30 protein-coding genes are annotated in these 24,991 nt (G+C 33.9%); 20 read left to right on the forward strand and 10 right to left on the reverse strand.

Annotated features, from left to right (window positions below; genetic code table 11):
* Positions 1 to 210: 210 nt before the first annotated feature.
* Positions 211 to 552: a DUF5615 family PIN-like protein gene (locus BUA03_RS05375; RefSeq protein WP_066077943.1), complete on the reverse strand. Its 342-nt coding sequence runs from the start codon at positions 550 to 552 to the stop codon at positions 211 to 213.
* The gene (locus BUA03_RS05380; RefSeq protein WP_066077940.1) at positions 552 to 785 is read right to left on the reverse strand and encodes a DUF433 domain-containing protein; all 234 of its coding nucleotides are present in this window, start codon (positions 783 to 785) and stop codon (positions 552 to 554) included. Before BUA03_RS05380 ends, BUA03_RS05375 begins: the two co-directional genes overlap by 1 nt.
* A gap of 83 nt (positions 786 to 868) precedes the next feature.
* On the opposite strand from BUA03_RS05380, the gene BUA03_RS05385 reads away from it, so the two are divergent.
* Positions 869 to 1,930 (forward strand): DUF3810 domain-containing protein, encoded by a 1,062-nt coding sequence (locus tag BUA03_RS05385; RefSeq protein WP_066078872.1) that lies wholly within the window; start codon positions 869 to 871, stop codon positions 1,928 to 1,930.
* A 357-nt stretch (positions 1,931 to 2,287) separates the two neighbouring features.
* Here BUA03_RS05385 and BUA03_RS05395 read toward each other — a convergent pair whose 3' ends face one another.
* Positions 2,288 to 3,592, reverse strand: a complete 1,305-nt coding sequence (locus BUA03_RS05395; RefSeq protein WP_066077937.1) for an NAD(P)/FAD-dependent oxidoreductase — start codon at positions 3,590 to 3,592, stop codon at positions 2,288 to 2,290.
* A gap of 1,034 nt (positions 3,593 to 4,626) precedes the next feature.
* Between BUA03_RS05395 and BUA03_RS05405 the strand changes: the two genes are divergently transcribed.
* From BUA03_RS05405 to BUA03_RS05485, 17 genes are all read left to right on the forward strand, one after another.
* Positions 4,627 to 5,130, forward strand: coding sequence for an RNA polymerase sigma factor (locus BUA03_RS05405; RefSeq protein WP_066077934.1), 504 nt, complete (start codon positions 4,627 to 4,629; stop codon positions 5,128 to 5,130).
* Positions 5,127 to 5,759 carry a hypothetical protein gene (locus BUA03_RS05410; protein WP_066077931.1) on the forward strand — a complete coding sequence of 211 codons (633 nt, stop codon included), beginning with the start codon at positions 5,127 to 5,129 and terminating at the stop codon, positions 5,757 to 5,759. Before BUA03_RS05405 ends, BUA03_RS05410 begins: the two co-directional genes overlap by 4 nt.
* 217 nt (positions 5,760 to 5,976) lie before the next feature.
* Positions 5,977 to 7,923 (forward strand): threonine--tRNA ligase, encoded by a 1,947-nt coding sequence (gene thrS, locus BUA03_RS05415; protein ID WP_066077928.1) that lies wholly within the window; start codon positions 5,977 to 5,979, stop codon positions 7,921 to 7,923.
* 16 nt (positions 7,924 to 7,939) lie between these two features.
* On the forward strand, positions 7,940 to 8,497 hold the full coding sequence (gene infC, locus BUA03_RS05420; RefSeq protein ID WP_370273076.1) for a translation initiation factor IF-3: 558 nt from the start codon (positions 7,940 to 7,942) through the stop codon (positions 8,495 to 8,497).
* Positions 8,498 to 8,609: 112 nt separating this feature from the next.
* Complete coding sequence (gene rpmI, locus BUA03_RS05425; RefSeq protein WP_022827375.1) at positions 8,610 to 8,807, forward strand: 50S ribosomal protein L35; 198 nt, start codon at positions 8,610 to 8,612, stop codon at positions 8,805 to 8,807.
* A gap of 177 nt (positions 8,808 to 8,984) precedes the next feature.
* Positions 8,985 to 9,329 carry a 50S ribosomal protein L20 gene (gene rplT, locus BUA03_RS05430; protein ID WP_066077922.1) on the forward strand — a complete coding sequence of 115 codons (345 nt, stop codon included), beginning with the start codon at positions 8,985 to 8,987 and terminating at the stop codon, positions 9,327 to 9,329.
* Between the two features lie 361 nt (positions 9,330 to 9,690).
* Positions 9,691 to 9,891 carry a hypothetical protein gene (locus tag BUA03_RS05435; protein WP_139255608.1) on the forward strand — a complete coding sequence of 67 codons (201 nt, stop codon included), beginning with the start codon at positions 9,691 to 9,693 and terminating at the stop codon, positions 9,889 to 9,891.
* Positions 9,892 to 10,104: 213 nt separating this feature from the next.
* A complete protein-coding gene (locus tag BUA03_RS05440) occupies positions 10,105 to 10,386 on the forward strand; it encodes a hypothetical protein (protein ID WP_066077918.1) in 282 nt (93 codons plus the stop codon).
* 82 nt (positions 10,387 to 10,468) lie between these two features.
* Entirely contained in the window at positions 10,469 to 10,690 is a 222-nt protein-coding gene (locus tag BUA03_RS05445; protein WP_066077916.1) for a hypothetical protein, read from the forward strand.
* Positions 10,691 to 10,807: 117 nt separating this feature from the next.
* Complete coding sequence (locus BUA03_RS05450) at positions 10,808 to 11,020, forward strand: hypothetical protein (RefSeq protein WP_139255609.1); 213 nt, start codon at positions 10,808 to 10,810, stop codon at positions 11,018 to 11,020.
* A gap of 112 nt (positions 11,021 to 11,132) precedes the next feature.
* The gene (locus BUA03_RS05455; protein ID WP_066077912.1) at positions 11,133 to 11,360 is read left to right on the forward strand and encodes a sensor histidine kinase; all 228 of its coding nucleotides are present in this window, start codon (positions 11,133 to 11,135) and stop codon (positions 11,358 to 11,360) included.
* Positions 11,361 to 11,371: 11 nt separating this feature from the next.
* Positions 11,372 to 12,040 (forward strand): DNA-binding transcriptional response regulator, encoded by a 669-nt coding sequence (locus BUA03_RS05460; RefSeq protein ID WP_066077910.1) that lies wholly within the window; start codon positions 11,372 to 11,374, stop codon positions 12,038 to 12,040.
* A gap of 195 nt (positions 12,041 to 12,235) precedes the next feature.
* Positions 12,236 to 12,520 carry a hypothetical protein gene (locus BUA03_RS05465; RefSeq protein WP_066077909.1) on the forward strand — a complete coding sequence of 95 codons (285 nt, stop codon included), beginning with the start codon at positions 12,236 to 12,238 and terminating at the stop codon, positions 12,518 to 12,520.
* 160 nt (positions 12,521 to 12,680) lie between these two features.
* Positions 12,681 to 12,986 (forward strand): hypothetical protein, encoded by a 306-nt coding sequence (locus BUA03_RS05470; protein ID WP_066077907.1) that lies wholly within the window; start codon positions 12,681 to 12,683, stop codon positions 12,984 to 12,986.
* A gap of 7 nt (positions 12,987 to 12,993) precedes the next feature.
* Positions 12,994 to 13,323: a hypothetical protein gene (locus tag BUA03_RS05475; RefSeq protein ID WP_066077906.1), complete on the forward strand. Its 330-nt coding sequence runs from the start codon at positions 12,994 to 12,996 to the stop codon at positions 13,321 to 13,323.
* Positions 13,324 to 13,583: 260 nt separating this feature from the next.
* Positions 13,584 to 14,000, forward strand: coding sequence for a hypothetical protein (locus BUA03_RS05480; protein WP_066077904.1), 417 nt, complete (start codon positions 13,584 to 13,586; stop codon positions 13,998 to 14,000).
* Between the two features lie 164 nt (positions 14,001 to 14,164).
* Positions 14,165 to 14,968 carry an endonuclease/exonuclease/phosphatase family protein gene (locus BUA03_RS05485; RefSeq protein WP_066077902.1) on the forward strand — a complete coding sequence of 268 codons (804 nt, stop codon included), beginning with the start codon at positions 14,165 to 14,167 and terminating at the stop codon, positions 14,966 to 14,968.
* A 34-nt stretch (positions 14,969 to 15,002) separates the two neighbouring features.
* Here the strand turns inward: BUA03_RS05485 and BUA03_RS05490 are convergent, their stop codons facing one another.
* On the reverse strand, positions 15,003 to 15,845 hold the full coding sequence (locus BUA03_RS05490) for an isoaspartyl peptidase/L-asparaginase (protein ID WP_066077900.1): 843 nt from the start codon (positions 15,843 to 15,845) through the stop codon (positions 15,003 to 15,005).
* A 36-nt stretch (positions 15,846 to 15,881) separates the two neighbouring features.
* Positions 15,882 to 16,754, reverse strand: coding sequence for a cyanophycinase (locus BUA03_RS05495; RefSeq protein WP_066077898.1), 873 nt, complete (start codon positions 16,752 to 16,754; stop codon positions 15,882 to 15,884).
* A gap of 446 nt (positions 16,755 to 17,200) precedes the next feature.
* Here BUA03_RS05495 and cphA point away from each other — a divergent pair, with 446 nt between their 5' ends.
* The gene (gene cphA / locus BUA03_RS05500) at positions 17,201 to 19,825 is read left to right on the forward strand and encodes a cyanophycin synthetase (protein WP_066077896.1); all 2,625 of its coding nucleotides are present in this window, start codon (positions 17,201 to 17,203) and stop codon (positions 19,823 to 19,825) included.
* 210 nt (positions 19,826 to 20,035) lie between these two features.
* Here the strand turns inward: cphA and BUA03_RS05505 are convergent, their stop codons facing one another.
* The gene (locus tag BUA03_RS05505) at positions 20,036 to 21,295 is read right to left on the reverse strand and encodes an asparagine synthetase B (protein ID WP_066078869.1); all 1,260 of its coding nucleotides are present in this window, start codon (positions 21,293 to 21,295) and stop codon (positions 20,036 to 20,038) included.
* Between the two features lie 330 nt (positions 21,296 to 21,625).
* Here BUA03_RS05505 and BUA03_RS05510 point away from each other — a divergent pair, with 330 nt between their 5' ends.
* Entirely contained in the window at positions 21,626 to 22,306 is a 681-nt protein-coding gene (locus BUA03_RS05510) for a DUF547 domain-containing protein (protein WP_066077894.1), read from the forward strand.
* Positions 22,307 to 22,358: 52 nt separating this feature from the next.
* Here BUA03_RS05510 and BUA03_RS05515 read toward each other — a convergent pair whose 3' ends face one another.
* Genes BUA03_RS05515 through BUA03_RS05530 form a run of 4 tightly spaced genes read right to left on the reverse strand, consistent with a single transcriptional unit; the run spans position 22,359 to position 24,843 of the window.
* On the reverse strand, positions 22,359 to 23,027 hold the full coding sequence (locus tag BUA03_RS05515; RefSeq protein ID WP_066077892.1) for a response regulator transcription factor: 669 nt from the start codon (positions 23,025 to 23,027) through the stop codon (positions 22,359 to 22,361).
* 2 nt (positions 23,028 to 23,029) lie between these two features.
* Complete coding sequence (locus tag BUA03_RS05520) at positions 23,030 to 23,821, reverse strand: sensor histidine kinase (RefSeq protein ID WP_066077890.1); 792 nt, start codon at positions 23,819 to 23,821, stop codon at positions 23,030 to 23,032.
* A complete protein-coding gene (locus BUA03_RS05525; RefSeq protein ID WP_072675718.1) occupies positions 23,818 to 24,456 on the reverse strand; it encodes a hypothetical protein in 639 nt (212 codons plus the stop codon). The genes BUA03_RS05520 and BUA03_RS05525 overlap by 4 nt, the downstream gene beginning before the upstream one ends.
* A gap of 6 nt (positions 24,457 to 24,462) precedes the next feature.
* Entirely contained in the window at positions 24,463 to 24,843 is a 381-nt protein-coding gene (locus tag BUA03_RS05530) for a hypothetical protein (RefSeq protein WP_066077888.1), read from the reverse strand.
* Between the last annotated feature and the right edge of the window lie 148 nt (positions 24,844 to 24,991).

The following is a 24,991-nucleotide window of genomic DNA, read 5'->3' on the forward strand; positions in this document are numbered from 1 at the left end:
AAATCATTTGGGCGTGCCACCACCATAAAAAGGGGCTTCCTATTTTTGTAAATACAAAGCCCCTTTCTATAGTGCTGTCAGGTGATACGCACTACTTCGGTAGTTTGCTTCTCCCCTTCACGCGAGAATTGGAAATAGAAAATAATATAAGAAAAAAAGACATAAATAGGAAAATACATATAAATAATGATTACACTTAGCTTTGATTATTTATTGAATTCCTTCGATTCTATCCTGAAAAACATTTACTAATTTATGTCCTTCATTGATTTCGACAACATCATCCCACACTTTAGAAATCGCATCACAGAATTGATTCATTATCATATTTCCAAATCGAATATGAATCACTTTTGGAGGAGGCGAACTCATGATTATTTTATTAGAAAAGTCAGAATCTTTTGATAGTATTTTGAGATTATTTTCTTTTGCATAAATCCATATTTTTTCATTTGACCATTCGTCATTGATGTCTTTTTGATGTATGAATTCATCAATGTTCCAAAGAGAAATATAATAGGGAAGATTTATGTCACACAGGAAACTTGGCATTAGGCGACAGTTTTGATTGTGAAATTTCTTTTCATTAAGTCAGATACAAATTTTAGGCAAGCATAAATATCTTCCTTTTCTAATGATGGATATTGACGTAATATTTCCTCCTGCAATTCGCCAGCACTCAAAAATTCTAAAATAGTCTGCACAGTGATTCGTTTGTTACGAATAATAGGTTTTCCGTTACAAATTTCAGAATCAATAGTAATTCTGTCTGTGATAAATTCCATAAAAATTATTTTACAGTACAAATTTTCATAAAAAGAAATGCTAGTTGTCTATTTATACTAATTTTATAACCAAATTAGAAATAATGCAGCGCAAATACATTCTTCCTTTATTCTTGGTTTTTCAAATAATTGGTTTACAAATCCTCCCCTATTTTCCCTTGCAAGTAGAACACTACTACAGCAAAGGCCTCTACCCGATTATCTCTAATTTTTCCAGAATTGTTTTAGGGAAAATTCCTTTTTCAGTCGGTGATCTCCTTTATTTTATTCTAATTATTCTTGGAATCAAGTGGATTTTTGCAAAAAGAAAAACATGGAGAATCGATTGGAAAAATAATGTTTTAGCGATTTTAAGTTTTCTGTCGGTTTTTTATTTTTGTTTTCATTTACTGTGGGGTTTCAATTATTACCGCCAACCCCTTTTTGAAAAAATGAATATTGAACGCGATTATACCGATGCTGATCTTTTGATTTTTACCAAAAAGTTAATCGCTAGAACAAATGCCGTTCAAATGCAGATTGCAAAGAACGATAGCTTAAAAATCATCGTCCCTTATTCGCAAGAGCAGGTTTTTGAAATGAATCTGAACGGATATAAAACACTTTCAAAACAACATCTATTTTTTGAATACAGCAATCCAAGTAGTAAGAAATCATTATTCAGTTTACCCTTAACTTATATGGGTTTTGGAGGTTACTTGAATCCATTTACGAATGAAGCCCAAGTAAATTATTTGGGCCCTACGTACAGTTTTCCCATGACAACCAATCATGAAATGGCACACCAAATGGGTTTTGCAAGTGAAAGTGAATGTAATTTTATTGGATTTCTAGCATCCATAAAAAATGAGGATTTGTACATTCAATATTCGGGTTATAGTATGGCTTTACGCTATTGCGTAGGCAATTGGCGCGCTCGAGACGAAACTGTTTTCAAAAATTTAATAAAAACAATCCATCCCGGAATTCTAAAAAACTATAAAGAAAGTGATGATTTTTGGAAACAATACGACTCCATAATTGACAAAGGTTTTCATGCCTTTTATGACCAATTCCTCAAAATAAACCAACAAAAGGATGGCTTAGAGAGTTATAACAAGTATGTGAACTTGATGGTGAATTATTATAAAGGCAGGGAGTTCTAGGGTATCTGTTCTCTGTTGTGGGGTTTCGGTTATCTGTTATCTGTTGTGGGTTATCTGTTTTGGGTTTTCGGTTATCTGTTGTGGGTTTTCTGTTTTGGGTTTTCTGTTTTGGGTTTTCGGTTATCTGTTTTGGGGTTTCGGTTATCTGTTGTGGGTTTTCGGTGATCTGTTTTGGGTTTTCGGTTATCTGTTGTGGGTTTTCGATTATCTGTTTTGGGGTTTCGGTTATCTGTTGTGGGTTTTCGGTTAGTGGCTACTTATTTGACGTTATCAGCTTTGCGTTAGTAAATTAATAGTGAGGTTTGGAATTAACTTTTGGTAAGTCATAAAAAGCATTTCTATCCACGACTTCCTTTTCTATACTTCATCACTAGTAAACGTGGTAAAACTTTTCTTTTTATACGGTCTAATAATCAGGCGGCCCTCGCGGTCAAAACGAATGTAATTGTAAACCCAGTTTAAAAAAACTACCGCTTTATTTTTAAATCCAATTAGTGAAAATAAATGTACAAACATCCAAACAAACCAAGCAAAAACACCGCTAAAATGATACTTGGGTAAATCTACTACTGCTTTATTTCTTCCAATGGTAGCCATAGAACCTTTATCATTGTATTCGAACGCTTCCATGGGCTTATTTTGAATTAATTTTACCAGATTTTCCCCCAATAATTCCCCTTGTTGCATGGCCGGTTGAGCCATCATAGGATGTCCTTGCGGATAGGTTTCAGATTCCATCGAGGCAATATCACCCACAGCAAAAATATTTTCATACCCCGCTACTTGATTGAATTCGTTTACTCGGATGCGCTCTACCTTTTCTACTAAAGATCGTGCATCTAATCCGGCTACAATAGCACCTTGTACTCCTGCTGTCCAAATAACAGTTGCGGTTTCAAACGTCAAATCGGAATTGGTAGTAATCGTACGTCCATCGTAGTTCGTAACTCGGACGTTTTTCCAAATTTTCACACCCAAACTAGTAAGAAATTTTTCAGCTGCTTGTGAGGATTTTTCACTCATGGTATTCAGGATACGGTCGCCACTTTGAATCAGATTAATACCCATTCTTGCAATATCAAGATCGGGATAATCTTTTTGTAGAATCGCTTTTTTCATTTCAGCTAAAGCTCCTGAAAGCTCTACCCCTGTTGGTCCTCCACCAACGAGTACAAAATTGATAAGGCTGTTTTGTTCTGCTACATCAGTGGTTAAGACAGCTTGTTCAAAATTTTCCAAAATAAGACTACGTATGTTGAGCGATTGCGGTATGGTTTTCATCGCCATACTGTTGCGCTCAATTTCTTTATTACCAAAATAGTTGGTCTTGGAACCGGTTGCAATCACCAAGTAATCATAACTTAATTCGCCTATCTCAGCGATTACTTTCTGATTTTTAGTGTCGATCTCTTCAACATTGGTCAGTCTAAAATAAACATCATCATACTCCTGAATTACTTTCCGTATTGGGTAGGCGATGGAACCCGCTTCGAGTCCGCCAGTAGCCACTTGGTACAACAAAGGCTGAAAAGTATGGTAATTGTGTTTGTCTAAAAGAACCACCTGAACTTTTTTATTTTTTAGTTTCTTGGCTAATGCAATTCCTGCGAAACCTCCGCCGATGATAACTATTCTGGGTAAAGTTGAATTTGGTATGTTCATTTTTAAAATAGGATGATGAATCACAAAGTTAGTAAAGATTTAAAAAATTAGCTACCAATGATTTACAATTAATAATTGAAGTAAATCAAATGTATAGCCACTAAACATCCAAAAAAAAGTAACAAACAGTTTTATTTGCGAGTATATTATTAGTACTTCAGCTACTTAAACGGAGTGAAAACAAAAAAATAGTAGTCTCATAAAAAAAGACTTTCAGTTGTTGTGGTCTCCTTATCGATACTCGTTTTACTAATTAGCTGTGGTGTAATGTTTGCAGCCAGTACGTACGCAGGTACGCTTGTTGCTAAGGATTGTTCAATGCAGTAATTTATGTAGACGGCGAAAAAATGGGTGACGGACAAGTCACTGCATTATTTCCACGAAATAAAGCCTAAATATGGAATTATAAAGAAGAGGGTTGCGATACTAAAAAACCAACCTTGAATACTGCTCTTAGAATTGGAAACTTTATCTAAAACGTTGTCTCGTTTGGATTATTGGGTCTTGGCGTAGGTTTAGGAACTGGTGCAGGGTAAAAACCAGACCACATCAATAATGCTGCTGTTAAAAAAGTTAGCAATAAAAAATATACTTTTAATGTTGATTATTCGGAACGTAAAAAGCAATCTACTACTATTTAACATGTCAAAAAGTCTTTTATGAAATTCATAAAAGGCTTTTTTTATCCCTTACCCATTTCTCTTCACATTTAAATAAAGCTGAATACTATTACAAGTACACCTTTAGTTTTCATGCTACAATTTTGGAAAATCGCCATTGATAACTCCTAGCTGTCTATTGTAAAATTAGGAATATAATTTTACTATTTGTTTTTGTCAACTGTTGTTCTGAAATACAAAATAGGTAAATTAGCCCCGATGGAAATGGAAATCCTTTTTTTTCTGAATTTTTTCAGAAAAAAAGATTGAAATGTACAGCGGGACGACTCTTTTTTATGAAGTGAAAATTTTTGTGCTCCAAAAAAAAGGAAGCATTGTAACAAAAACCCGTATTGACTTACTAACGTATATACTATGAGTGAAAATCTAGAACAATCTTTTGTAAAGCAGTTGCAGGAAAATCAGAATATAATCCACAAGATATGTAGGTTGTATACTAACGACGATGACGCGCACAAGGATTTGTTTCAGGAAATTACAATTCAGTTGTGGAAGGCTTTTCCAAAATTTAGGGGCGACAGTAAGTTTTCTACCTGGGCGTATCGAGTTGCGCTCAACACAGCGATTACTTTGTACCGAAAAACAAAACGATCCATAAACACAATAGAATTTGAAGGACGCCAACATTTCCTGAATGACGTGGAGTATGATTATGAAGAAGAGGAACAATTAAAACTAATGTATAAAGCAGTTTACCAACTAAATGATATTGAGAAGGCGTTGATCTTTATGTATCTGGAGGACAAAGATTATCACGAAATAGCGGAAACATTGGGAATTAGTGAGGTAAATGCGAGAGTAAAAATGAATAGGATAAAAGGGAAATTAAAAAAAATATTAAATCCATTAGGAATATGAAAGAGCTGGATTTATTAAAGAAAGACTGGCAGAAGGATGATCATTCTTTTGAACAAGTATCAGAAATTGAGATTTATAAAATGATTCATAAAAAATCATCTTCGATTGTGAAGTGGATTTTGATCATCAGTATTTTAGAGGTTTTATTATGGACATGTCTCAGCGTTTGTTTTGATTCAGATGAGTATTTGGAAAAAATTCAACATAGCGAGTTCATTCCTTATTTTGAAGTGTTGACCTATGCTAATTATGCAGTCATATTAGTTTTTATTTATTTATTTTATAAAAATTTTATTCTAATATCTACAACTGCTTCTACCAAACAACTGATGCAGGATATTTTAAAAACACGCAAAACAGTTCAATATTATGTTTGGTACAATTTAGCAATGCTAGTTTTTAGCTTGATAATTGGATTCATCATTGCATTTGTTTACAATCCTGAAATGGAGCTCTTGAAAGACAAAATTGCTGAAAACAACAAGGTAATGGTGATTACAGTAGGTGTTTTATTATTGATCAGTCTTTTATTATTTGGTTTATTCTGGTTGTTTTACAGATTAGTGTACGGGATTCTATTGCGCCGCTTATATGCCAATTACAAGGAATTAAAGAAAATAGATTTATAGACCTTTGTTAATAATGGAGTTGATTTTAAAATTGACTCGCGATACGATTGTAATTCTTTTTTTGACCTCCTACTTCAAATGATCTAGCATTATTTAGTTAAACAACATTGATTCTTACAAACTAATTTAGATTACAAGCTTTAGACTAACAAACCTTACATATATATTGGTTGTGTTTTTGTAATGCTCTATCTTTGCACTCTTAAAATATCAAACAATGATTAAGATTACTTTACCCGACGGGTCAATAAAAGAGTTTGCTCTTGATGCAACACCTATGGATGTTGCTAAAAGCATTAGTGAAGGATTTGCTAGAAATGTGATTTCAGCTTCTTTTGATGGTACAACAATTGAGACCACTACTCCATTGACGACGGACGGAAATCTTATATTGTACACTTGGAATGACGCTGATGGAAAGAAAGCATTTTGGCATTCTACTTCGCACGTGATGGCACAGGTTCTTGAAGAGATGTATCCTGGAATAAAATTAACACTAGGGCCAGCAATCGCAAATGGATTTTATTATGATGTAGATTTTGAAGATCATAAAATTACAGACGCGGATTTCAAGAAAATTGAAGATCGTGTTCTTGAAATTTCAAGAGGAAAACATGAATTTAAATTGCGTCCTGTATCAAAAGCGGATGCTCTGGAATTATATAAAGACAACGTTTATAAAACAGAACTAATTACCAATCTTGAGGACGGAACAATTACGTTTTGTGATCATGACACTTTTACTGATTTATGCCGCGGTGGTCATATTCCAAATACTGGAATTATCAAAGCCATGAAAATTATGAGTGTTGCCGGTGCTTACTGGCGAGGTGATGAAAAAAACAAACAACTAACTCGTGTTTATGGAACCTCATTTCCAAAACAAAAAGACCTTACAGAATATTTAGCATTACTTGAAGAAGCAAAACGCAGAGATCATAGAAAACTAGGGAAGGAACTTGAATTATTTGCTTTTTCAGCAAAAGTGGGACAAGGTTTACCCTTGTGGTTGCCAAAAGGAGCTGCATTGAGAGATCGATTGGAACAGTTCTTGAAAAAAGCACAAAAAAAAGGGGGCTATGAGCAAGTTGTAACACCTCATATTGGTCAAAAAGAATTGTATGTAACATCTGGTCATTATGCAAAGTATGGTGCTGATAGTTTCCAGCCAATAACAACTCCTCATGAAGGAGAAGAATTTCTATTAAAACCGATGAACTGTCCGCATCACTGTGAAATTTATAATGTAAGACCATGGTCCTACAAAGACTTACCAAAGCGTTATGCTGAATTTGGTACAGTTTACAGATACGAACAAAGTGGTGAATTACATGGATTGACTCGGGTACGTGGTTTTACTCAGGATGATGCTCATATATTTTGTACTCCAGATCAATTGGACGAAGAATTTAAAAAAGTAATTGACTTAGTACTGTATGTTTTCGGTTCTTTAGGATTTGAAAATTTCACGGCTCAAATATCACTAAGAGACAAAGAAAATAGAGATAAATACATTGGTACTGATGAAAACTGGGAAAAAGCGGAGCATGCGATTATCAGTGCAGCAGCAGATAAAGGCTTAAGCACGGTTATTGAATATGGCGAAGCTGCTTTCTATGGTCCAAAATTGGACTTCATGGTTAAAGATGCTTTGGGCAGACAATGGCAATTAGGAACTATTCAGGTCGATTATAACCTACCAGAGCGTTTTGATTTAACTTATAAAGGTTCTGACAATGAATTGCATAGACCCGTGATGATTCACAGAGCCCCGTTTGGTTCCATGGAACGATTTATAGCAATATTATTAGAGCACACAGCAGGAAATTTCCCACTGTGGTTGATACCTGAACAGGCTATTATATTGTCTTTGAGCGAGAAATATGAAATATATGCGAAAAAAGTTTTAGATTTGCTAGAAAATCACGAAATTCGCGCCCTGACTGATAACAGAAATGAGACTATAGGCAAGAAAATCAGGGATGCAGAAATGCAAAAAATCCCTTTTATGCTGATAGTTGGTGAAGAAGAGGAGAAAAACGGTACCATTTCTATCCGTCGTCATGGTCAGGAAGGAAAAGGAAATATCAGCGTTACAATAGAAGAATTTGTTGCTATTGTGAATGAAGTAATAAATAAAACATTAAAAGTATTTACAGTTTAACTTAAATTATAAAGTCATAGCAATAAGAAGCAACAGAGGTTACCAACCTCGCGTAGAAAAAAAGGATGCACACAGGATAAATAGTCTTATTCGTGGTGTACAAGAAGTAAGACTTGTAGGTGAAAATATTGAGCCTGGAGTTTTTAAACTATCAGAAGCTTTAAGATTAGCTGACCAGTTTGAATTGGATTTAGTCGAGATTTCGCCTAATGCTGAGCCTCCAGTTTGTAAAATCATGGATTACAAGAAATTTGTTTACGAGCAAAAGAAACGTGATAAAATCCTAAAAGCGAAATCTACACAAGTAGTCGTTAAGGAAATCCGTTTTGGGCCTCAAACAGATGAGCATGATTATGAATTTAAGAGAAAGAATGCTGAAAAATTCTTAAAAGAAGGTGCTAAATTGAAAGCGTTCGTTTTCTTTAAAGGACGTTCGATCATCTATAAAGATCAAGGGCAAATCTTATTATTAAGATTAGCAACAGATTTGGAAGAATTTGGTAAAGTAGAAGCGATGCCAGTTCTAGAAGGAAAGAGAATGATCATGTTCATTGCTCCTAAGAAGAAGAAATAAGTCGAAAAATTCAAAGTCTGAAGTCATAAAGTAAAATCTTTCGACTTTATGACTTAAGACTTTAAGACTGTCAAAATAAGTAAGTAAGAATAAATTAAAACACTAGGAAAAAATGCCTAAAATGAAAACCAAATCTAGCGCCAAGAAACGTTTTAAAGTTACTGGTTCTGGAAAGATTAAAAGAAAGCATGCTTTTAAAAGTCATATCTTGACCAAAAAGTCTAAAAAACGTAAATTAGCATTGACACACTCTGCGCTAGTTCACAAAACAGATATGAAAAGTATCAAACAACAATTAAGAATTATATAATTTAGTACTCAGTGGTCCGTACTTAGTAAGCAGTTTCTAACTGAATACTAAAAGCTGAAAACTGAACACTTTTTTTAAATTCTTTAGGTTAAAACAATTTAAAATAACCTTGGAGTATGGCCATTAAGTGCTTTTGATTGAATTCAAGCCGCCTGCTACAAAAAAAACAATAAAATTATGCCAAGATCGGTAAATTCAGTTGCAAAAAGAGCAAGAAGAAAAAAAATAATGAAGCAAGCCAAAGGTTTCTTTGGTAGACGTAAAAACGTTTGGACAGTTGCTAAGAATGCGGTAGAGAAAGCAATGTGCTACGCTTACCGTGACAGAAAAGTGAATAAAAGAAATTTCCGCGCTTTATGGATTCAACGTATCAACGCTGGAGCCAGATTGGAAGGAATGTCTTATTCTCAATTCATGGGTAAAGTAAAAAAGCATAACATCGAATTGAACCGTAAAGTTCTAGCCGATTTAGCTATGAACCACCCAGTAGCTTTCAAAGCAATACTTAATAAAGTAAAATAAACGTTTTATCAACACAATTTAGATTACTTACTTATCTATATCTGAACTTGTTTCAGATTATAAAACCCATTCGCCAACGCGAATGGGTTTTTTTATTTTATGGCGTGTCCTGCGCAAATGACGCGGAAGATGTCGACGAAAGATTCAAAAAGTAATCTCATTCATTACCTTTATCACCGATTGACAGCTTATCAACTGGCGCTGATGGTGGAGATGAAACAATTGCAATACTATTGCCTAAAAACTAATTATAAGAACAAAATCCTAGTTTATAACCTGCAAATTGCTACTTTCGGAAACAGTTTTGATGTATGTTACATTCCCCAATTTTATCACTCCTACTATCGATTTTTGTCTATTCGTGTCAGAACTATTAAATGTTAAGTCAGCTTCACCTTCTGAAAGTAGCAAAAATAAAAATATTGGTGAGGTACGCAAATTATTAGATGCGGGTGAAGTATTCTTTGCCAATAAAAAATTTGATAGCGCTTTACAATACTATAACCGGTCAAAAATATTTGACGAGATAGAAAAAGACAGTGCATCAGCTGCATATACTTAATCCAGATGGCGCATCCCCAGAAAATTTCTGATGATTCTTTTGGAAGGGCCATAAAGTTCGAAACAAGCAGTATCCTTTCTCCAGCACAATTCTGTGTACGAATCAGCAGCCTTAGACCTTTTTGCAATTTCCTAAAAAGAACTTTATAATTATGTCGACGCCTTATATTACGACAAAAGAGCTCAAACACTAGCTAATGATACTTTGGTAAAAATGACTTTTAAAAATACTATCGCCACTATTAACATCAAAATGGCACAACACAATTCCTCAATTAAGATACTGGAGTCTATAACAACATCAACCATTTCAAAGAGTAATCCGTCTCGAAAAGCCAGATTCTTAGGTACCCTAGGCTACAGCTATTTTAAAACCAAACGCAATTCAGAAGAAATACAATTAATGACACAATCACTAGCCATCAGAAAGAAAAGCAACGATTTCTATGAAGTATTGGACCTAATTTACATTTGGCAGCATATTACCAACAACTAAATAGACAATATGCTATAAAGTATGCCAAAGACGCTTATGAAACAGCTACAACATTAATAGTGGTGATGAAAGAAAGAGATCATTGTCCTTTTTAGTATCCATTACCTCTGTAAAAGGCACCTCTAACGATGCATCTATTAGCATCAGGCTTAATGTTAGTATTATAAAAATTACGAATAATGCCAAAAATGAATTTATAAAAATCAAATACGATAGCGATCAGAATAGAACAGAAAATCTCAATCTAAAAACTCAAAAAGTAGAAGATGCCTTGCAACCGGAACAACAAAAAAACCGAAATTAACAATTATACTTTGCAATAGACGCCATATTTGTGATAGGGCTTTTTGTTAATGTCTATCTTGTTGCCAAAAATAAAAGAGAAAAAATAAAAACCTCCTCCATTACTGAAATCAGAATTATGAAGAAACTTCCTGATGAATTGGCAAACGATCTATATCAGACTATGGCTTTTGCTGAAACACAGCATTTATCCACAGCTAACAATAAAGAAAGCTTACTTGCCAATCTGGAAGCGATACACCAAAACCACAAATATTTCCAAAGAGAACAGCACGATAGAAACCGGTATTTTGTTTATACCGAATCTAAAAGAAATGATGTAAGGATTTAAAACGGATTACATTATTATCCTTCTTAGCGAATTAAATGCTGTCGATTGGTCCATTCTTGAAGAAACTAAAAAAATCACAATCTATCGTATCCATCAAGTGCTATTAATCAACATGAAAAAACAAAATAAGTGTCGCTTAGTTGCTATCGCTTTCAAAAAAATTGAAAATAAATTACAAATAGAGTCCAGTGATAACGGGGTTGGAGTGACTTTTAAAGTAATAAATTTAAAAAATGGACTACACAATGTGGAAAACCGTATTCTGGTTATAAAAGGAACGATTACTTTTGATACTAAATCCAACAAAGGATTTAAAACAAAAATCATATTCCCTATATAACTGACATCATTATGTTTAACAAAGTTTTAGTTGCCGAAGATTTAGACACTATTAGTATCGCAGTAGTTCAAGCGTTAGAAAAGCTTTCAATAACTCATATTCACTGCACAAAATATTGTGATGATGCCTTTTTGAAAATAAAAAAAGCCATTCATGATAATGAGCCATACGACCTACTGATTAGCGATTTATCATTTAAGAGTGATCATCGGGAGGATAAATTGACCTCCGGTGAAGAACTTATAGAAGCGGTAAAAAAAACACAACCCGATATCAAGACCATCATATTTTCTATTGAAGACAAATCTTTCCGAATAAAATCGCTCTTTAATAATTTAGGGATTAATGCTTACGTCTGCAAAGGCAGAGATAGCATTGAGGAACTTCAAACAGCAATTCAACGCATCTATAATAATGAAGAAGTCAAAATTTCAAATGAGTTAGCACTAACTTTAAGAGACAAATCCCTTTTTGAAATTGAATCCTATGATATTTCTCTTTTAAAATCATTATCCAAAGGACTAACTGTAGAGGAAATTTCTATTGAATTTAAAGATTCTGGAATTATTCCCAATGGCAATAGCAGTTTAGAAAAACGCATTAACAAACTAAAAGTTTACTTTAAGGCTAACAATAATGTTCATTTAATAGCCATTACTAAGGATTTAGGTTTAGTTTAAAATCGTTAGAAAACAAGTTATGCAAAGCAGCTACTGTTTTCCTTTTTTTCCATTACTAATTGAGGAAGTTCTACACTGTTGCTTTAAGACTCAATAATTTAGATGGCACAATAAAAAAAGACCTTTACGGCATTCCGTACAGAACTATTTTTAAAAGGTATTAGGTTTACCATTTCAACCCTAAATCAAATACAAATGACACGTTTTAGTACAAAAGACTTAGCATTTTCAGGATATTCCAAAACTGTTGCTACCAACAAAAATCATGAAAGCATTGATTTTGATTATGTCAATAAAACAGATGAAAAGAGTGTCACTGATTTTTGCAATTCGTTTTTAGAAAATTATAATGTTGCTCAAACTAAGGCTAATTTTCAAAAAGTAGAAACATTTTTACAACATCCGTATTTAGAAAACGCTGTTTATAGCGCTCACTTGTCAGATTGGATTGCTAGCAACTGGATAAAAAAAATAATTTAAACAATTATAACTCACGATCTAAAACCCTTGTTTTTATCATATTATATTATTTATACTGAATCGCCCTATTATTTTTTTACTGCATTACGGTTACCCGTAAACTAAACCGTTTTAGTAATACTAATTTTGATGTGTTCCAACATTCTAATAAAAATAGAACATGAAGCAAAACGAAACAAAATCAACCTTGCACTTGTCTAAAATAAGCAAAGAGGAAAGTATACCTGAAAAGTGGACAAATACGGTAAATGATTATGACAATTACATAAAGGAGTATATCAAGCACTATAAAAAAGCACTGAAAGGGAATTCTAATTCCCTAACAAGATATCCTTATTTAAAAGCCAAATCCGAAAGCTTAAGTAAGAGACTGAGTAAAGCACAAAAAAAAGGACTGCTAACGGAAAAGCAATTACAGAAAATCTTGAGAATTCAATTGAAAATAGTTAACGCCTGCTCTGAATAACAAAAATATGAGAAAAATTATTGGTGTAACAGGACTACTATTTATTGCATTATTTACTATTCCAGTAAAAAAAAAATATATCCCCAAAAAGGAAACAAACTATATCAAAACTACTATTAAATTAGATGTACCAGATTTGATTATGGGCAGTACCAATGAAAATGCTGTACTTCAAAATAGAGATAGCAATATAACTGATGTAAGCACTTTTTATCAAACACCAAAATCAGACTTTAGCCAGAACAAGACTCTAACCATTAAAAGCAAGGTATCGTGTAGAAATCAAAAAGGCAAAATGATCTATACCCAAAAACCTGCTAACACCAAACTAGAATAATATTTGTAAGGTAAAATAGGAAAATGAAAAAGACCCTACGTATGAATAAAGCCAAAAAATAGGATTGCATTACCGTTTTTGACTAGTAACCTACTCTTTTCAATACAAACAGATGTGATGATTTTGGGTACAGCATGCATTATTTACTTAGTGTATAACATCTGGAAGAGCGGTTAAAAAATATAGATTTTAAAAAATTTTAAAATGCTTCCAATAAAATCAAAAAACAGCAAAATTAATCAACAATTACAATTCTAAAAATGAATTTAAAGTACACATTCGACGAACTAAGTTTAGAAAAAAATAAACTTATTTTAAGTTCTAGAAAAAAGAGGCAAAAAGCGATCTTATTTTCTGAATTAGATGAAATCTATATTTCGGCGAATAAATTCCCCTCTTTACTTGAGCTTTTACCTTTTTTATTTTTAATCATAATTGCAACTTTGTGCCTTTTATATTTACACCTTGAATTAATGCTTTTTCTTCCACCGCTTTTAATTATCACTTTTATCGTAAAGATGAATGACTATAAAAGTTATGAATTAAAAATACGTTTAAAAAACGGTATTTTCTTTAAAAAGAAAGTACCGCTAAAGCTAAAACATGAAACTTTAGATATTATCAACGATGTTCGCAAGCAAATTTATAACTACCGAATCGACACTTGCAAACAGTAAGTTGCTATTTTTTTGAAAGTAGCTTTTAGCAACCCTGTTTATTTACTTGAGCGGGTTGAAATAATGATCCAACAAATTTTCATTAAAATTAAAGGCTTCAGTTTTTCTTTTTACCAAACAATAAGCGTTAATTTGAATATTATTACCTGTACCATCCCTATTAAATGAAACCGCTCCTTTCCCTCTTGTTTTTCTTAATTTACTTTTCTGGATTCTCGCAAACCAAACTCCTTTCTTGGAACATTCAAAACTTTGGCAAATCAAAAACAGAAGCAAGCATAAACTTCATTGCCAATACAATGAAAAATTATGACCTTATCGCTATACAGGAAGTCGTAGCGGGTTATGGTGGTCCGCAAGCAGTAGCAAGGCTCGCAGACGAACTCAATCGTAAAGGAGCCAAATGGGATTATGTAATTAGTGATCCAACTAGCAGTAGCGCCAATAAAACAGAGCGCTATGCCTTCATATGGAAAACGAGTAAAGTAAAAAAGATAGGTAAAGCGTGGTTAGAAAAAAAATACCATTTGGAAATCGACCGTGAACCTTATTTATGCACTTTTCAATATGACAACAAGCAATTTACGGTAGTTAACTTTCATGCCATCACTCAAAAAAGACAACCTGAAACGGAGATTAAATACTTCAAATTTTTACCAAAGGAATATCCCAACTTAAATATGATTTTTACCGGCGATTTTAATTGCCCTCAATCACATACGGTTTTTATTCCTTTGAAGAAAATGGGGTATCAGTCACTTCTAATTGACCAAAAAACGACATTGAAAAAAGAATGTAAAAAAGACAACTGTCTCGCTTCGGAATTTGACAATATCTATTTCAAATCTTCAAAAATCAATACTCTAAATTCGGGGATTATTCACTTTTACGAGAATTTTACTTCGTTGAAAGAGGCCAGAATAATTTCGGATCATACACCAATTTGGTTTGAATTTTCTTTGAATTAATAGACCACATAAAACCCTTTTTAAATAAAGAGTATTACTGGAAAACTTCAAAATTTTCCCCATCAAAACTGGCAAAAACCATACTAGGATGAGAATCCTGATGCCACATATTTCCGTGATCATCAATCGCAATCGCTCCAGCAAAACCATCATAAGGTTTCAGTTCGCTAAAAGTTTTAGAAAAGGCGTCCTGTAACGAAAAACCATCGGTGACGCGCGTTACAATTTTTGCTGCAGTGGCATTACTAACGATATCTTCACCCACGCCTGTTAAACTTACGCCACAAAATGCATTCGCATAATTCCCTGCTACAGTTGCCGAGTCGGAGATTCTTCCTGGAATTTCAAAACCTTTTCCTCCTGTTGAAGTAGCTACTGCAATTTTATTACTTGAATCTAAAGCCACACAACCTACCGTTCCCGTCCCCTGCGCTTTACACTTTCCCTCATATTCCACTCGACGTTGTGGAATTTCAGTTGAAAAAGCAGGAAAACCATGTAGTCTTGCAAAACGGGTAGCGCCACTTCCACCCAAAACTCTATCATCATATTGCATTAATAATTGAGCAACCTGAACTGGATTTTTAACCTCTTCAATATTAATTACACCACTCATTTTTTGCGTATCGCCATTCATTATGGCGGCACTCATTCTAATTTTTCCATCGCTTTGTATTTGAGAACCTGTTCCCGCATTAAACAACTCATCATTTTCGAGAAGCGATACGGCATACACCACGGTTTCTACAGCTGAATGTGATTTTAAATATTCATAAGAATCTTTTATAATTCGTTCTAATGCAGATTGTTTAGCAACTTTTGTTTCGGGGTTGGTTGATGATTCTGAAAAAAAACCACCATGAATAATTAGCTTCATCATTGATTGAAATTTTTAAAACTGTACTTTTAATTATTATAAATAATGGGAGGATTGAATGTGCATTTTATGCGTTTCAAGGTTATAAGTGTCAAATTTGCTCATGACATGGGTCACTAAATGTGAAATGGATATAGGCTGTCCTAATTCAACTTTTGTCAAATTGGTATCTTTTATCTCACGACCATCAACTAAAATGACCAAGCCAGAACCTATTGCTTCCATTTCTCGATTATTAATAATCAGTACGCCTGTATCTTCCCCAAGACCTATTCCAAGTACTCTAGGATTACCAACAACAGCTTGAAAAAGCCTTCCAATTCTGCCGCGCTGTACGAAATGAGTGTCGATAATTACACCATCTATTAAACCCAATCCGCTAGAGATTTTGACTTCACCCTTCAATAAAGCTTCTGAACTGCTTCCTTGATAAATCATGTGATTGGAAGCTGCCGCAGCTCCAGCCGAGGTTCCAGCATAAATAAATTCCTCATTATGGTACTTATCCAATAAAATGTCATGAAAAGGAGTACCGCCAAGAATGGATGATAGTCGCAACTGATCACCTCCTGTAAACATCACAATATCTGCCGCTTTTAAACGAGCCAAAACTTCTGCATCACCAGCTTGCTCTCGTCTTTCGATTGTAAGTATATCGACGTTTTTAGCATTTAAGTATTCGAATGCTTTCACGTATTCAGGACCAATTTCTTTTGGTATAACTGAAGCAGTCGTGATAATTTCTATCCGTGATTTCTCTTTGTGTTTTGATTCATTTATGATTCTTTTCAAAATACCAGCCTCAAAAAAGTTTAAGTTGCTAGAAGCATTTTTATTTAAATTGGTTTCTGTAAAACTCCCTTTATCTACTGCACCACCTATTATTATAAGTTTTCCTAATATATTCATTTGGTAAAAATAACCAAAAAGATAAAAAAGAGCCTTTGAAGTTGTGTTTTTTTTTTGAATTATTAGCAGCAGATATACTTGCGTAAGATTATATCCTAAATAGTCTTTGCATACTTTACATTCCAATACTATCTAGTTTGCTATGAAATTTAAAGGTATTTAAACCAATAGAAGATTTTACTATTTAGGAATAAGTCCCGAATCTTAGAATTAGTGCAAAAAATAATTAGAGCACGATTAACAGATCACCCCTAACGATTCAATTAATTTTAAAAAATAAATTTTGATTCCTATTCTAAAAAACTTTAATTTAGGAGCAGTGTAGCGCATTTAGATGGATTTAATAGAATGTACTTTACTTTTTTTCGAATCAATATGGGTTGATACTTTGGAATTAATCTTCTAAATTCAACCGTTTTTTATACAAGTAATAATTTTTCCATTTTATGAAAATAATCAAAGTACAAGCCCTTAGTGGCCCGAATATCTGGAGTATTCAAAGAAAAAAGTTAATCCAAATGCGTTTAGATTTGGAAGAAATGGAACAATTTCCAACCAATAAAATTGATGGTTTCAGAGAAAGAATTGAAGCTATGTTCCCTTCAATGATTGAACACCGTTGTTCTGAAGGTTGCCGTGGCGGTTTTTTTTCTAGAGTAGAACGTGGCACCTGGATGGGACATGTAATTGAACATATTGCACTTGAAATTCAATCTCTTGCAGGAATGGAAACGGGTTTTGGAAGAACCAGAGAAACCAAAACTCTTGGAACATACAACGTCGTTTTTAGTTATACCGAAGAAAATGTAGGCCTCTTTGCCGCAGAATCATCTGTTGCCATTGCCGAAGCGCTAATAGCGGGAACAGAATACGATTTGACTGCCGACTTACAGAAAATGCGTGAAATACGAGAACGCGTGCGACTTGGACCCAGCACTGGAAGTATTGTAGAAGAAGCCGTTTCCAGAGACATTCCTTGGATACGTCTTGGAACAAATTCTTTAGTGCAACTTGGATATGGAATTAATCAAATGCGTTTTCAGGCAACAATAACCTGTAAAACCAGCAGTATTGCCGTTGATATTGCTTGTAACAAAGAGCAGACAAAAAAAATGTTAGACATGGCGTCCATTCCCGTTGCCAGTGGTAGCATTTGTACGGACGAAGAAGGATTGGCTGAAACTATAAAAAAAATTGGTTATCCCATTGTATTAAAACCCTTGGATGGTAATCATGGAAAAGGAGCTTCTATAAATGTTACCAATTGGGAAGATGCTGTTTCAGGTTTAGCTTTTGCACAAGTGTACGGCAAACGTGTTATTGTTGAAAAATTCATAACCGGTTTCGACTTTAGAATATTGGTAATCGATAATAAATTAGTTGCTGCCGCAAAAAGAGTTCCCGCGCATGTAATAGGAAATGGAACGGATGCGATTCAGCAATTAATTGATACCACTAATTTAGATCCAAGAAGAGGATATGGACATGAAAATGTATTGACTCAAATTGATGTTGATCGAGATACTGAGGATTTATTGGAAAAGCTAAACTACACCTTAGAATCTATTCCTAGAATTGGTGAAATTGTATTTCTAAAGTCTACTGCCAATTTAAGCACTGGAGGTACTTCTGTGGACGTAACCGACATGATGCACCCGGAAAACATCTTTCTTGCTGAAAGAATTTCAAGAGTAATTGGACTGGATGTTTGTGGAGTCGATATAATGGCCGAAAATCTAACACAACCTTTAAAAGAAAATGGCGGTGTAATACTGGAAGTCAATGCCGCTCCTGGGTTTAGAATGCACCTCGCACCTTCTGAAGGATTACCTAGAAATGTTGCCGCCCCAGTAATTGACATGCTCTATCCACCTGGAAAATCATGTCGAATCCCTATTATTGCTGTTACAGGAACGAATGGTAAAACCACTACTACCCGACTTTTAGCCCACATTGTAAAAAACAATGGGTTCAAAGTAGGATTCACCACATCAGATGGGATATATGTTCAAAACCACATGATGGAAAAAGGAGATACTACAGGACCTCTTAGTGCTGAATATATTTTACGAGATCCAACGGTAGAATTTGCCGTCCTGGAAACAGCCAGAGGCGGAATCCTGCGTTCTGGCTTGGGTTTTAGTCGTTGTGATATTGGAGTTATCACTAATATTCAGGAAGATCATTTAGGTATCAGTGACATCCATACTTTAGACGATTTGGCAAAAGTTAAAGCCACAGTAGTAAAAAGTATCAGGAAAAATGGATGGGCTGTTTTGAACGGAGATGATCCCCATTGCGTAAAATTAGGTAAAGACCTGAGCTGCAATGTCGCTTATTTTAGTTTGAGCGAAGACAGTGAATTCATCAAAAAACTGTGTGCTGAAGGAAAAACCGTTGCCGTATATGAAAACGGATACATTACCATCAAAAAAGGAGAATGGAAAATTCGCATTGAGCGGGCCACTCACGTTCCATTAACTTTAGGTGGAAAGGCAAAATTCATGATCGCTAATGTGCTTGCGGCAACTTTAGCTAGTTATTTATGGGGTTTCAAAACGGAAGACATTAGTTTATCTCTACAAACTTTTATTCCAAGTGCCGCACAAACTCCAGGAAGGATGAATATTTTTGAATTCAAAAAATTTAAAGTCCTCATCGATTTTGCTCACAATGCATCAGGTTACAAAGGTGTTGAAGAATACCTGCAAAGTGTGGATGCGACCAAAAAAATTGGAATCATAGCTGGCGTTGGGGATCGACGTGACGAGGACATCAGAGAATGTGCTAATATTGCAGCCCGCATGTTTGACCACATTATCATCCGACAAGAAAAATACCTGCGAGGAAGAACGGAAGACGAGATTATAGAATTAATTTTAGAAGGAATAAAAAGTTCTGGAAAATCAGTGACTTATGAGATAATTCCCAAAGAGACGGAAGCCATAAAACATGCCATAAATAGTGCTGAGGAAGGAAGTTTCATTACCGCTTTGAGCGACGTAGTTGCCAACGCGATTGAAATCGTCCAAGAATATTTAGACAAAGAAAACGAGCACGGGATTATTTAAAAGAAATCCTTATTACCAATAAAAGCGACTGTAAAAAGTTGCTTTTATTTTTAAAAATAGAATGATAAACTACTATTTAATGCTTTTATTCTGAAACTAGCCTGCTGGCATTTTTGCCAATTTTTATTAGAGGAATATTTCCAACTCAAAAGCGCCACATCTCGCTTCAACCAAAATTAAAAATTCACTATTACTATTTTATTTAGTATCCTACGTTTTCAACTTTTTCTTTCTAGCAGCTGGAAACAGAACATTATTTAAAATCAAGCGATACCCTGGTGAGTTTGCATGCAAATCTAAAACTGTGGGTGGATCGCCAACTTGGTGTTGAAAATCCTCTGGATCGTGTCCTCCATAAAAGGTGAACATGCCTTTCCCTTTTTGACCGTGAATGTATCGTGCCTCACCATTCAGCTCGCAAGTACCCATCAACAGAACATTGGATTTTATCAAAGAAACATCAAATGCTGTAGTTTGTCCCATGAATCCTTTCACCAGCTGGGTGTGATTCTGACACAGCATACTGGGAATTGGGTCCCATTTTGCAGAAAATTCCATTAAAGTAAAATAATCCTTCTCCATTGGTACTCGCCTTTTGGAAGTCATATCAATATCCGAAAATTCATATTGCTCGGGTCTTCTTTCCAAAGTAAACTCTTTGAAGGCAAAAGAATTACCATAGTTCATTTTAGATTGGTAGTTTCCCTCACTCGGGTCTCCATCAAACATGGTTTCACAAATATCAACACCATCAGCCGCTAAAGCAATATCAAAACTATCCGTTGCAGAACACATAGCAAACATAAATCCTCCTCCAATTACAAAATCTCTAATTTTCTTAGCTACAGCCCCTTTTTCCTGCGATACTTTTGCGTAGCCTAATTTCGTAGCCAATGATTCGGCCTCTTTCTTTTGCTCGATGTACCACGGCACGTTTTTATAAGCCCCATAAAACTTGCCATATTGTCCTGTAAAATCTTCGTGATGCAAATGCAACCAATCGTAAAGTAACAGCTGATCGCTCAACACTTCCTCATCATATATAGGGGTAAAAGGAATTTCGGCATAGGTCAAAACTAATGTGACTGCATCATCCCAAGGTTGTTTGCCTTTTGGAGTATAAACTGCAATCTTGGGTGCTTTTTCTAGTACCACAGATTCCATATTTTGCGACGGACTAGCGATTTCATTTAATATCGATATTTGTTCTCCGTCTGAGATAATCTCAAAACTAACCCCTCGAATCTGGCATTCCTTTCGAATTTCCAATGCGTCAGGAAGCAAAAAAGAACCGCCGCGGTAATTAAGTAACCAGCTCGCTTTGTAATTCTTCTCCAAACACCAAAAGGTAATTCCATACGCTTTTAAGTGATTTTGCTGCGTAGTTTCATCCATTGGAACCAAAATAAAAGAAGCTTTAGCCGTTATTACCGATAGAAAAATTAATAGAAATATAATTTTTTTGAACATATTAGAATAGTTTTTGCACATCAAAGATAGAAAGTACGTGCTTCAAATAACCAAAATTTAACTTTTAAATCCACTAACGACATTACTTTAAAAGTAAAAACACGTAAAAATACGCATCGCCAAACTATCTCTAAATTATAAATTTGCAGATATTCCTTAATCATCCACCATGAAATATTTAATAATGAATTCAAACGAAAACAACGACCCGTTTAATCTTATGAATGTATTAAAAAAAATAGGATTTTGTTTTTTAGTAATTCTCATCATCCTCTTTTACACTCTTTGCTACCAACAGCTTAGTCTGTAGTTGATTTAAAAAAAAATATTTTGAAAAATTATTATACTTCTCTGTCACAAGAAATTCTGCTGATTGCAAAATCAGAGGAAGATACAAGTTTGCTGAGAAGACAACTTTTTTATATTCGTCAATCCAAACTAGAGAAGAGTTTAGAAACTGATGATTTGAAAAAGACTTTTTGGATTAATATTTATAATGCTTTTTACCTTATTATTTCAAAAGATACGCCAGACCATAACTCCATCTGTAAATGGAAAAGAATAAAAATTGCGCGTTCTCAATTTTCATTAGATGATATTGAGCATGGTATTTTACGAAAATTAAAATTTAAACTAGGATTTGGATTTCTTACCAATCCATTTTACCCTAATGCTATAAAAGCACTGTCTGTAAACAAGTTAGACTACCGAATTCACTTTGCGTTACGGAGCATTACATTAGAAAACACTTTAATTGACTATTATGATTGTGGGAACATAGAAAAACAACTAAAACAAGTTACACACGATTTCATTCAATCACAAACTCAAATGGATTCAAACTTAAAATTAGTTAAAACATCAAGATTTTTATTGTTGTATTTTCGAGATTTTGGTGGGATGAGCGCTATTAAAAACTTATTAAAAAGGACTTTAAAAAAGGACTTTAAAGGATATACAATACAGTTCAAAAACATAGAAAAAATAGAAAAAATAGAAAAAAATCGGTAATGCATCTTTACGTATTTTTCTATAATAGCACACTAATTTTTAACTCCTACTATTAGAGATTAAAAACCATAATATCATTTTGAACCGCATAGACTACTAATCCTGCTATATTTCTGGACTCCGTTTTCAATAGTAAATTATTCCGATGTCCTTCTACCGTCCTTGGACTTATAAAAAGGGTTTCTGCAATTTCAACCGTACTTTTTTGGGAGCAAATGAGTTTAAGCACATCCATCTCTCGAGTAGTTAGAAAGTTATTATCAAAAATACTTTTTGTTTTTTTTGAGGTCAAGACATCATCTTGGATAATTTTCATGACATCATCGGTGTAATAAAATCCTTTTAAGGCAACCTCATTTATAGTAGTTATCAATTCCAGAGGTGTCGCATTCTTTATTAGATAGGAAACAGCACCGACATCTATCATATTTGCAACGAAAGATTTAGAATTATAACTCGTTAATGCAATAATTTTAAGCTTTGGAAAATCCGCATGTATAATCTTTGTCGCTTCAACACCATTTATTCCTGGCATTTTTAAGTCCATGATTATAATGTCTGGATGCTTGTTTAGATTGTTGTGAAGAAAATTAATTAGCTCTTCTCCATCAGCAGCTTCAAAAATAATAGAAATATTTTTTTCACGACTCAACAGAAATGAAATTCCCTTTCTAAAAAGAATCTCATCATCCACTAGTATTATTTTTATCGTTTTATTCATTTTCAAAAATTAAAAACTACTGCAATTCCTTTGTTTACTGCTGAATCCAAAGTCATTATACCCTTTAAAAAAGCGACTCTACTTTCTATATTTTTCATCCCAAGCCCTTTTTGATTTTCATTTTTTTTCATGTCAAAACCAACGCCATTATCGGTATATTGACAACTTGTTGATCCATTTTTTTCTTCAAAAAGTATAGAAATAGCAGTTGCCTTTCCATGTCGAAGGGAATTATTCATCAGTTCTTGTAAAATTCTGAAAACATGTAAATGTCTGTCGTTATCTTTGAGGTCAAATACGGTTCTCGTCTCATACCGTACTTTGACAACTTTGGAACTACTGAATTCCAAACACAATTCCTCGACCCCAGCATGAAGCCCAAATTTATCTAGAACAGGAGGCAATAAACCATGTGCGATTTTCCTAGAATTATCTAATGCTTTGCTGGTGAGATCAATAATAGTATTCGTAATCTCAACCACTTCATTTTTAGTTAAATTTGGCGTGGTGAGCAAGTGACTATTCAAAGAAACAATATTTAGTTTAGAACTAATATCGTCATGCAAATCTTGTGCAATACGCTTGCGTTCCTCTTCCTGAGTGACAATAACAGCGCTTAAAAGCTCTTTTTGATACTGAATTTCTAAATCTTTTTTCTCTAATTCCTTTTGAATAATTTTCTTTCTGGAAAAATAGAAAAATACGATCAAAACTATTCCCATTAAAAGAAAAGCAGTACAACTATAAATTATAATTTCAATGATTTCGCTTTCTTGTAGTGTGTTCACTTTCATAAAATAGTATTGGTTTCTCTTTTATAATAGTTTTTTTTCCATTCTAATAAAATAAATAACTGATATAATGCATATAATATGACATTCAAAATCCAAATTATTTTATTTACGCCTGAACTCATTTCCCCCATCAAATTTCCAGTCAAAAATAGAGCAGTACTTCCGAACAAATAGATCAGTAGTCCAACAGTGATGTAATAGAACAGTTTCGCTTCGCCTAACATATTATAAAGGTGAATTGTAGCAAATACTATCACTAGAAACGAAGTTATAAATATTTCAAACAAATTGAATTTATAGAGGAGACTGGGATTCAAACTGTATTGAATTGCTAAAGCCGCTAAACCAAATATTAAACCAATTTTTACAATTTTTTTCTGCCTTTCATTGGTTAAAACTGCCAAGAAAAAAAAACTCAAAATAATAAACTGACCTACAAAATAAAGATGCGATAAGAACAAATTATTTGTCTTGTGATACGCTAAAATAGATCCTGCTATTTGTACACAGAAAATAACTCCCAAATACAGAATAAATATTTTATAGGACTTTCCTTGATTTGAAGAAGTTTTTATGAATACTACTAGATTTAGTAGTAAAATAAAATATCCTATATATGCTATAATGTTTAACATGCGCTATTATTGAAACATTGGGCTATTAGGGTCACAAGTACTAGGACATGGTTGAGAAAAATCATAAATATCATCCGCTCCGTTTGTTGCATCAGTTGCGCCAACCCCAATCATATCTACATAAATTCCCGTTTCCGGGTTTAATTTAGTCCCTACAATCATTAGCTTTTCAATACCTTTATCATCTACCCCAATGTAAGCCCTTACGGCATCAACACCCTCTGCTAAAACTTCTAGTAAATCTACTTTTGGAATTAAAAAAGCATTTACGTGATGGTGTCTGTTGTAATTTCCTTCCCGTTTAGACCATCGTTTGGCCCATTTTTGTGCTGTTTTTAAGGGTATGGCATTAATAGGCTTTACTTTTAAAGTAGGGTCTTTTTTCATAGTTTCTTTGAGGTTTGGTCAATTGAAATTTAAAAATCACAAATCGATAGCTAAACTACTGCTTTTTATTGTTTTAAAAAAAATACCGCCACTATAATGCAAAAATTTAAAAGCCTAAGACATCTATTTGAATTAGGCTTTTATATCC

It is taken from the genome of Flavobacterium fryxellicola (genome assembly GCF_900143245.1).
Lineage (GTDB): Bacteria > Bacteroidota > Bacteroidia > Flavobacteriales > Flavobacteriaceae > Flavobacterium > Flavobacterium fryxellicola.

Bases quoted from the DNA above. Each gene is read 5' to 3' on its own strand.
- BUA03_RS05480 (WP_066077904.1), top strand. From the start codon at position 13,584: ATGAATTTAAAGTACACATTCGACGAACTAAGTTTAGAAAAAAATAAA.
- BUA03_RS05490 (WP_066077900.1), bottom strand. From the start codon at position 15,845: ATGAAGCTAATTATTCATGGTGGTTTTTTTTCAGAATCATCAACCAAC.
- BUA03_RS05395 (WP_066077937.1), bottom strand. From the start codon at position 3,592: ATGAACATACCAAATTCAACTTTACCCAGAATAGTTATCATCGGCGGA.
- BUA03_RS05530 (WP_066077888.1), bottom strand. From the start codon at position 24,843: ATGAAAAAAGACCCTACTTTAAAAGTAAAGCCTATTAATGCCATACCC.
- thrS (WP_066077928.1), top strand. From the start codon at position 5,977: ATGATTAAGATTACTTTACCCGACGGGTCAATAAAAGAGTTTGCTCTT.
- BUA03_RS05380 (WP_066077940.1), bottom strand. From the start codon at position 785: ATGGAATTTATCACAGACAGAATTACTATTGATTCTGAAATTTGTAAC.
- cphA (WP_066077896.1), top strand. From the start codon at position 17,201: ATGAAAATAATCAAAGTACAAGCCCTTAGTGGCCCGAATATCTGGAGT.
- BUA03_RS05525 (WP_072675718.1), bottom strand. From the start codon at position 24,456: ATGTTAAACATTATAGCATATATAGGATATTTTATTTTACTACTAAAT.
- BUA03_RS05385 (WP_066078872.1), top strand. From the start codon at position 869: ATGCAGCGCAAATACATTCTTCCTTTATTCTTGGTTTTTCAAATAATT.
- BUA03_RS05455 (WP_066077912.1), top strand. From the start codon at position 11,133: ATGAAAAAACAAAATAAGTGTCGCTTAGTTGCTATCGCTTTCAAAAAA.
- BUA03_RS05495 (WP_066077898.1), bottom strand. From the start codon at position 16,754: ATGAATATATTAGGAAAACTTATAATAATAGGTGGTGCAGTAGATAAA.
- rpmI (WP_022827375.1), top strand. From the start codon at position 8,610: ATGCCTAAAATGAAAACCAAATCTAGCGCCAAGAAACGTTTTAAAGTT.
- BUA03_RS05465 (WP_066077909.1), top strand. From the start codon at position 12,236: ATGACACGTTTTAGTACAAAAGACTTAGCATTTTCAGGATATTCCAAA.
- BUA03_RS05405 (WP_066077934.1), top strand. From the start codon at position 4,627: ATGAGTGAAAATCTAGAACAATCTTTTGTAAAGCAGTTGCAGGAAAAT.
- BUA03_RS05470 (WP_066077907.1), top strand. From the start codon at position 12,681: ATGAAGCAAAACGAAACAAAATCAACCTTGCACTTGTCTAAAATAAGC.
- BUA03_RS05440 (WP_066077918.1), top strand. From the start codon at position 10,105: ATGACTTTTAAAAATACTATCGCCACTATTAACATCAAAATGGCACAA.
- BUA03_RS05475 (WP_066077906.1), top strand. From the start codon at position 12,994: ATGAGAAAAATTATTGGTGTAACAGGACTACTATTTATTGCATTATTT.
- BUA03_RS05485 (WP_066077902.1), top strand. From the start codon at position 14,165: ATGAAACCGCTCCTTTCCCTCTTGTTTTTCTTAATTTACTTTTCTGGA.
- BUA03_RS05515 (WP_066077892.1), bottom strand. From the start codon at position 23,027: ATGAATAAAACGATAAAAATAATACTAGTGGATGATGAGATTCTTTTT.
- rplT (WP_066077922.1), top strand. From the start codon at position 8,985: ATGCCAAGATCGGTAAATTCAGTTGCAAAAAGAGCAAGAAGAAAAAAA.
- BUA03_RS05460 (WP_066077910.1), top strand. From the start codon at position 11,372: ATGTTTAACAAAGTTTTAGTTGCCGAAGATTTAGACACTATTAGTATC.
- BUA03_RS05450 (WP_139255609.1), top strand. From the start codon at position 10,808: ATGAAGAAACTTCCTGATGAATTGGCAAACGATCTATATCAGACTATG.
- BUA03_RS05520 (WP_066077890.1), bottom strand. From the start codon at position 23,821: ATGAAAGTGAACACACTACAAGAAAGCGAAATCATTGAAATTATAATT.
- BUA03_RS05410 (WP_066077931.1), top strand. From the start codon at position 5,127: ATGAAAGAGCTGGATTTATTAAAGAAAGACTGGCAGAAGGATGATCAT.
- BUA03_RS05505 (WP_066078869.1), bottom strand. From the start codon at position 21,295: ATGTTCAAAAAAATTATATTTCTATTAATTTTTCTATCGGTAATAACG.
- BUA03_RS05375 (WP_066077943.1), bottom strand. From the start codon at position 552: ATGCCAAGTTTCCTGTGTGACATAAATCTTCCCTATTATATTTCTCTT.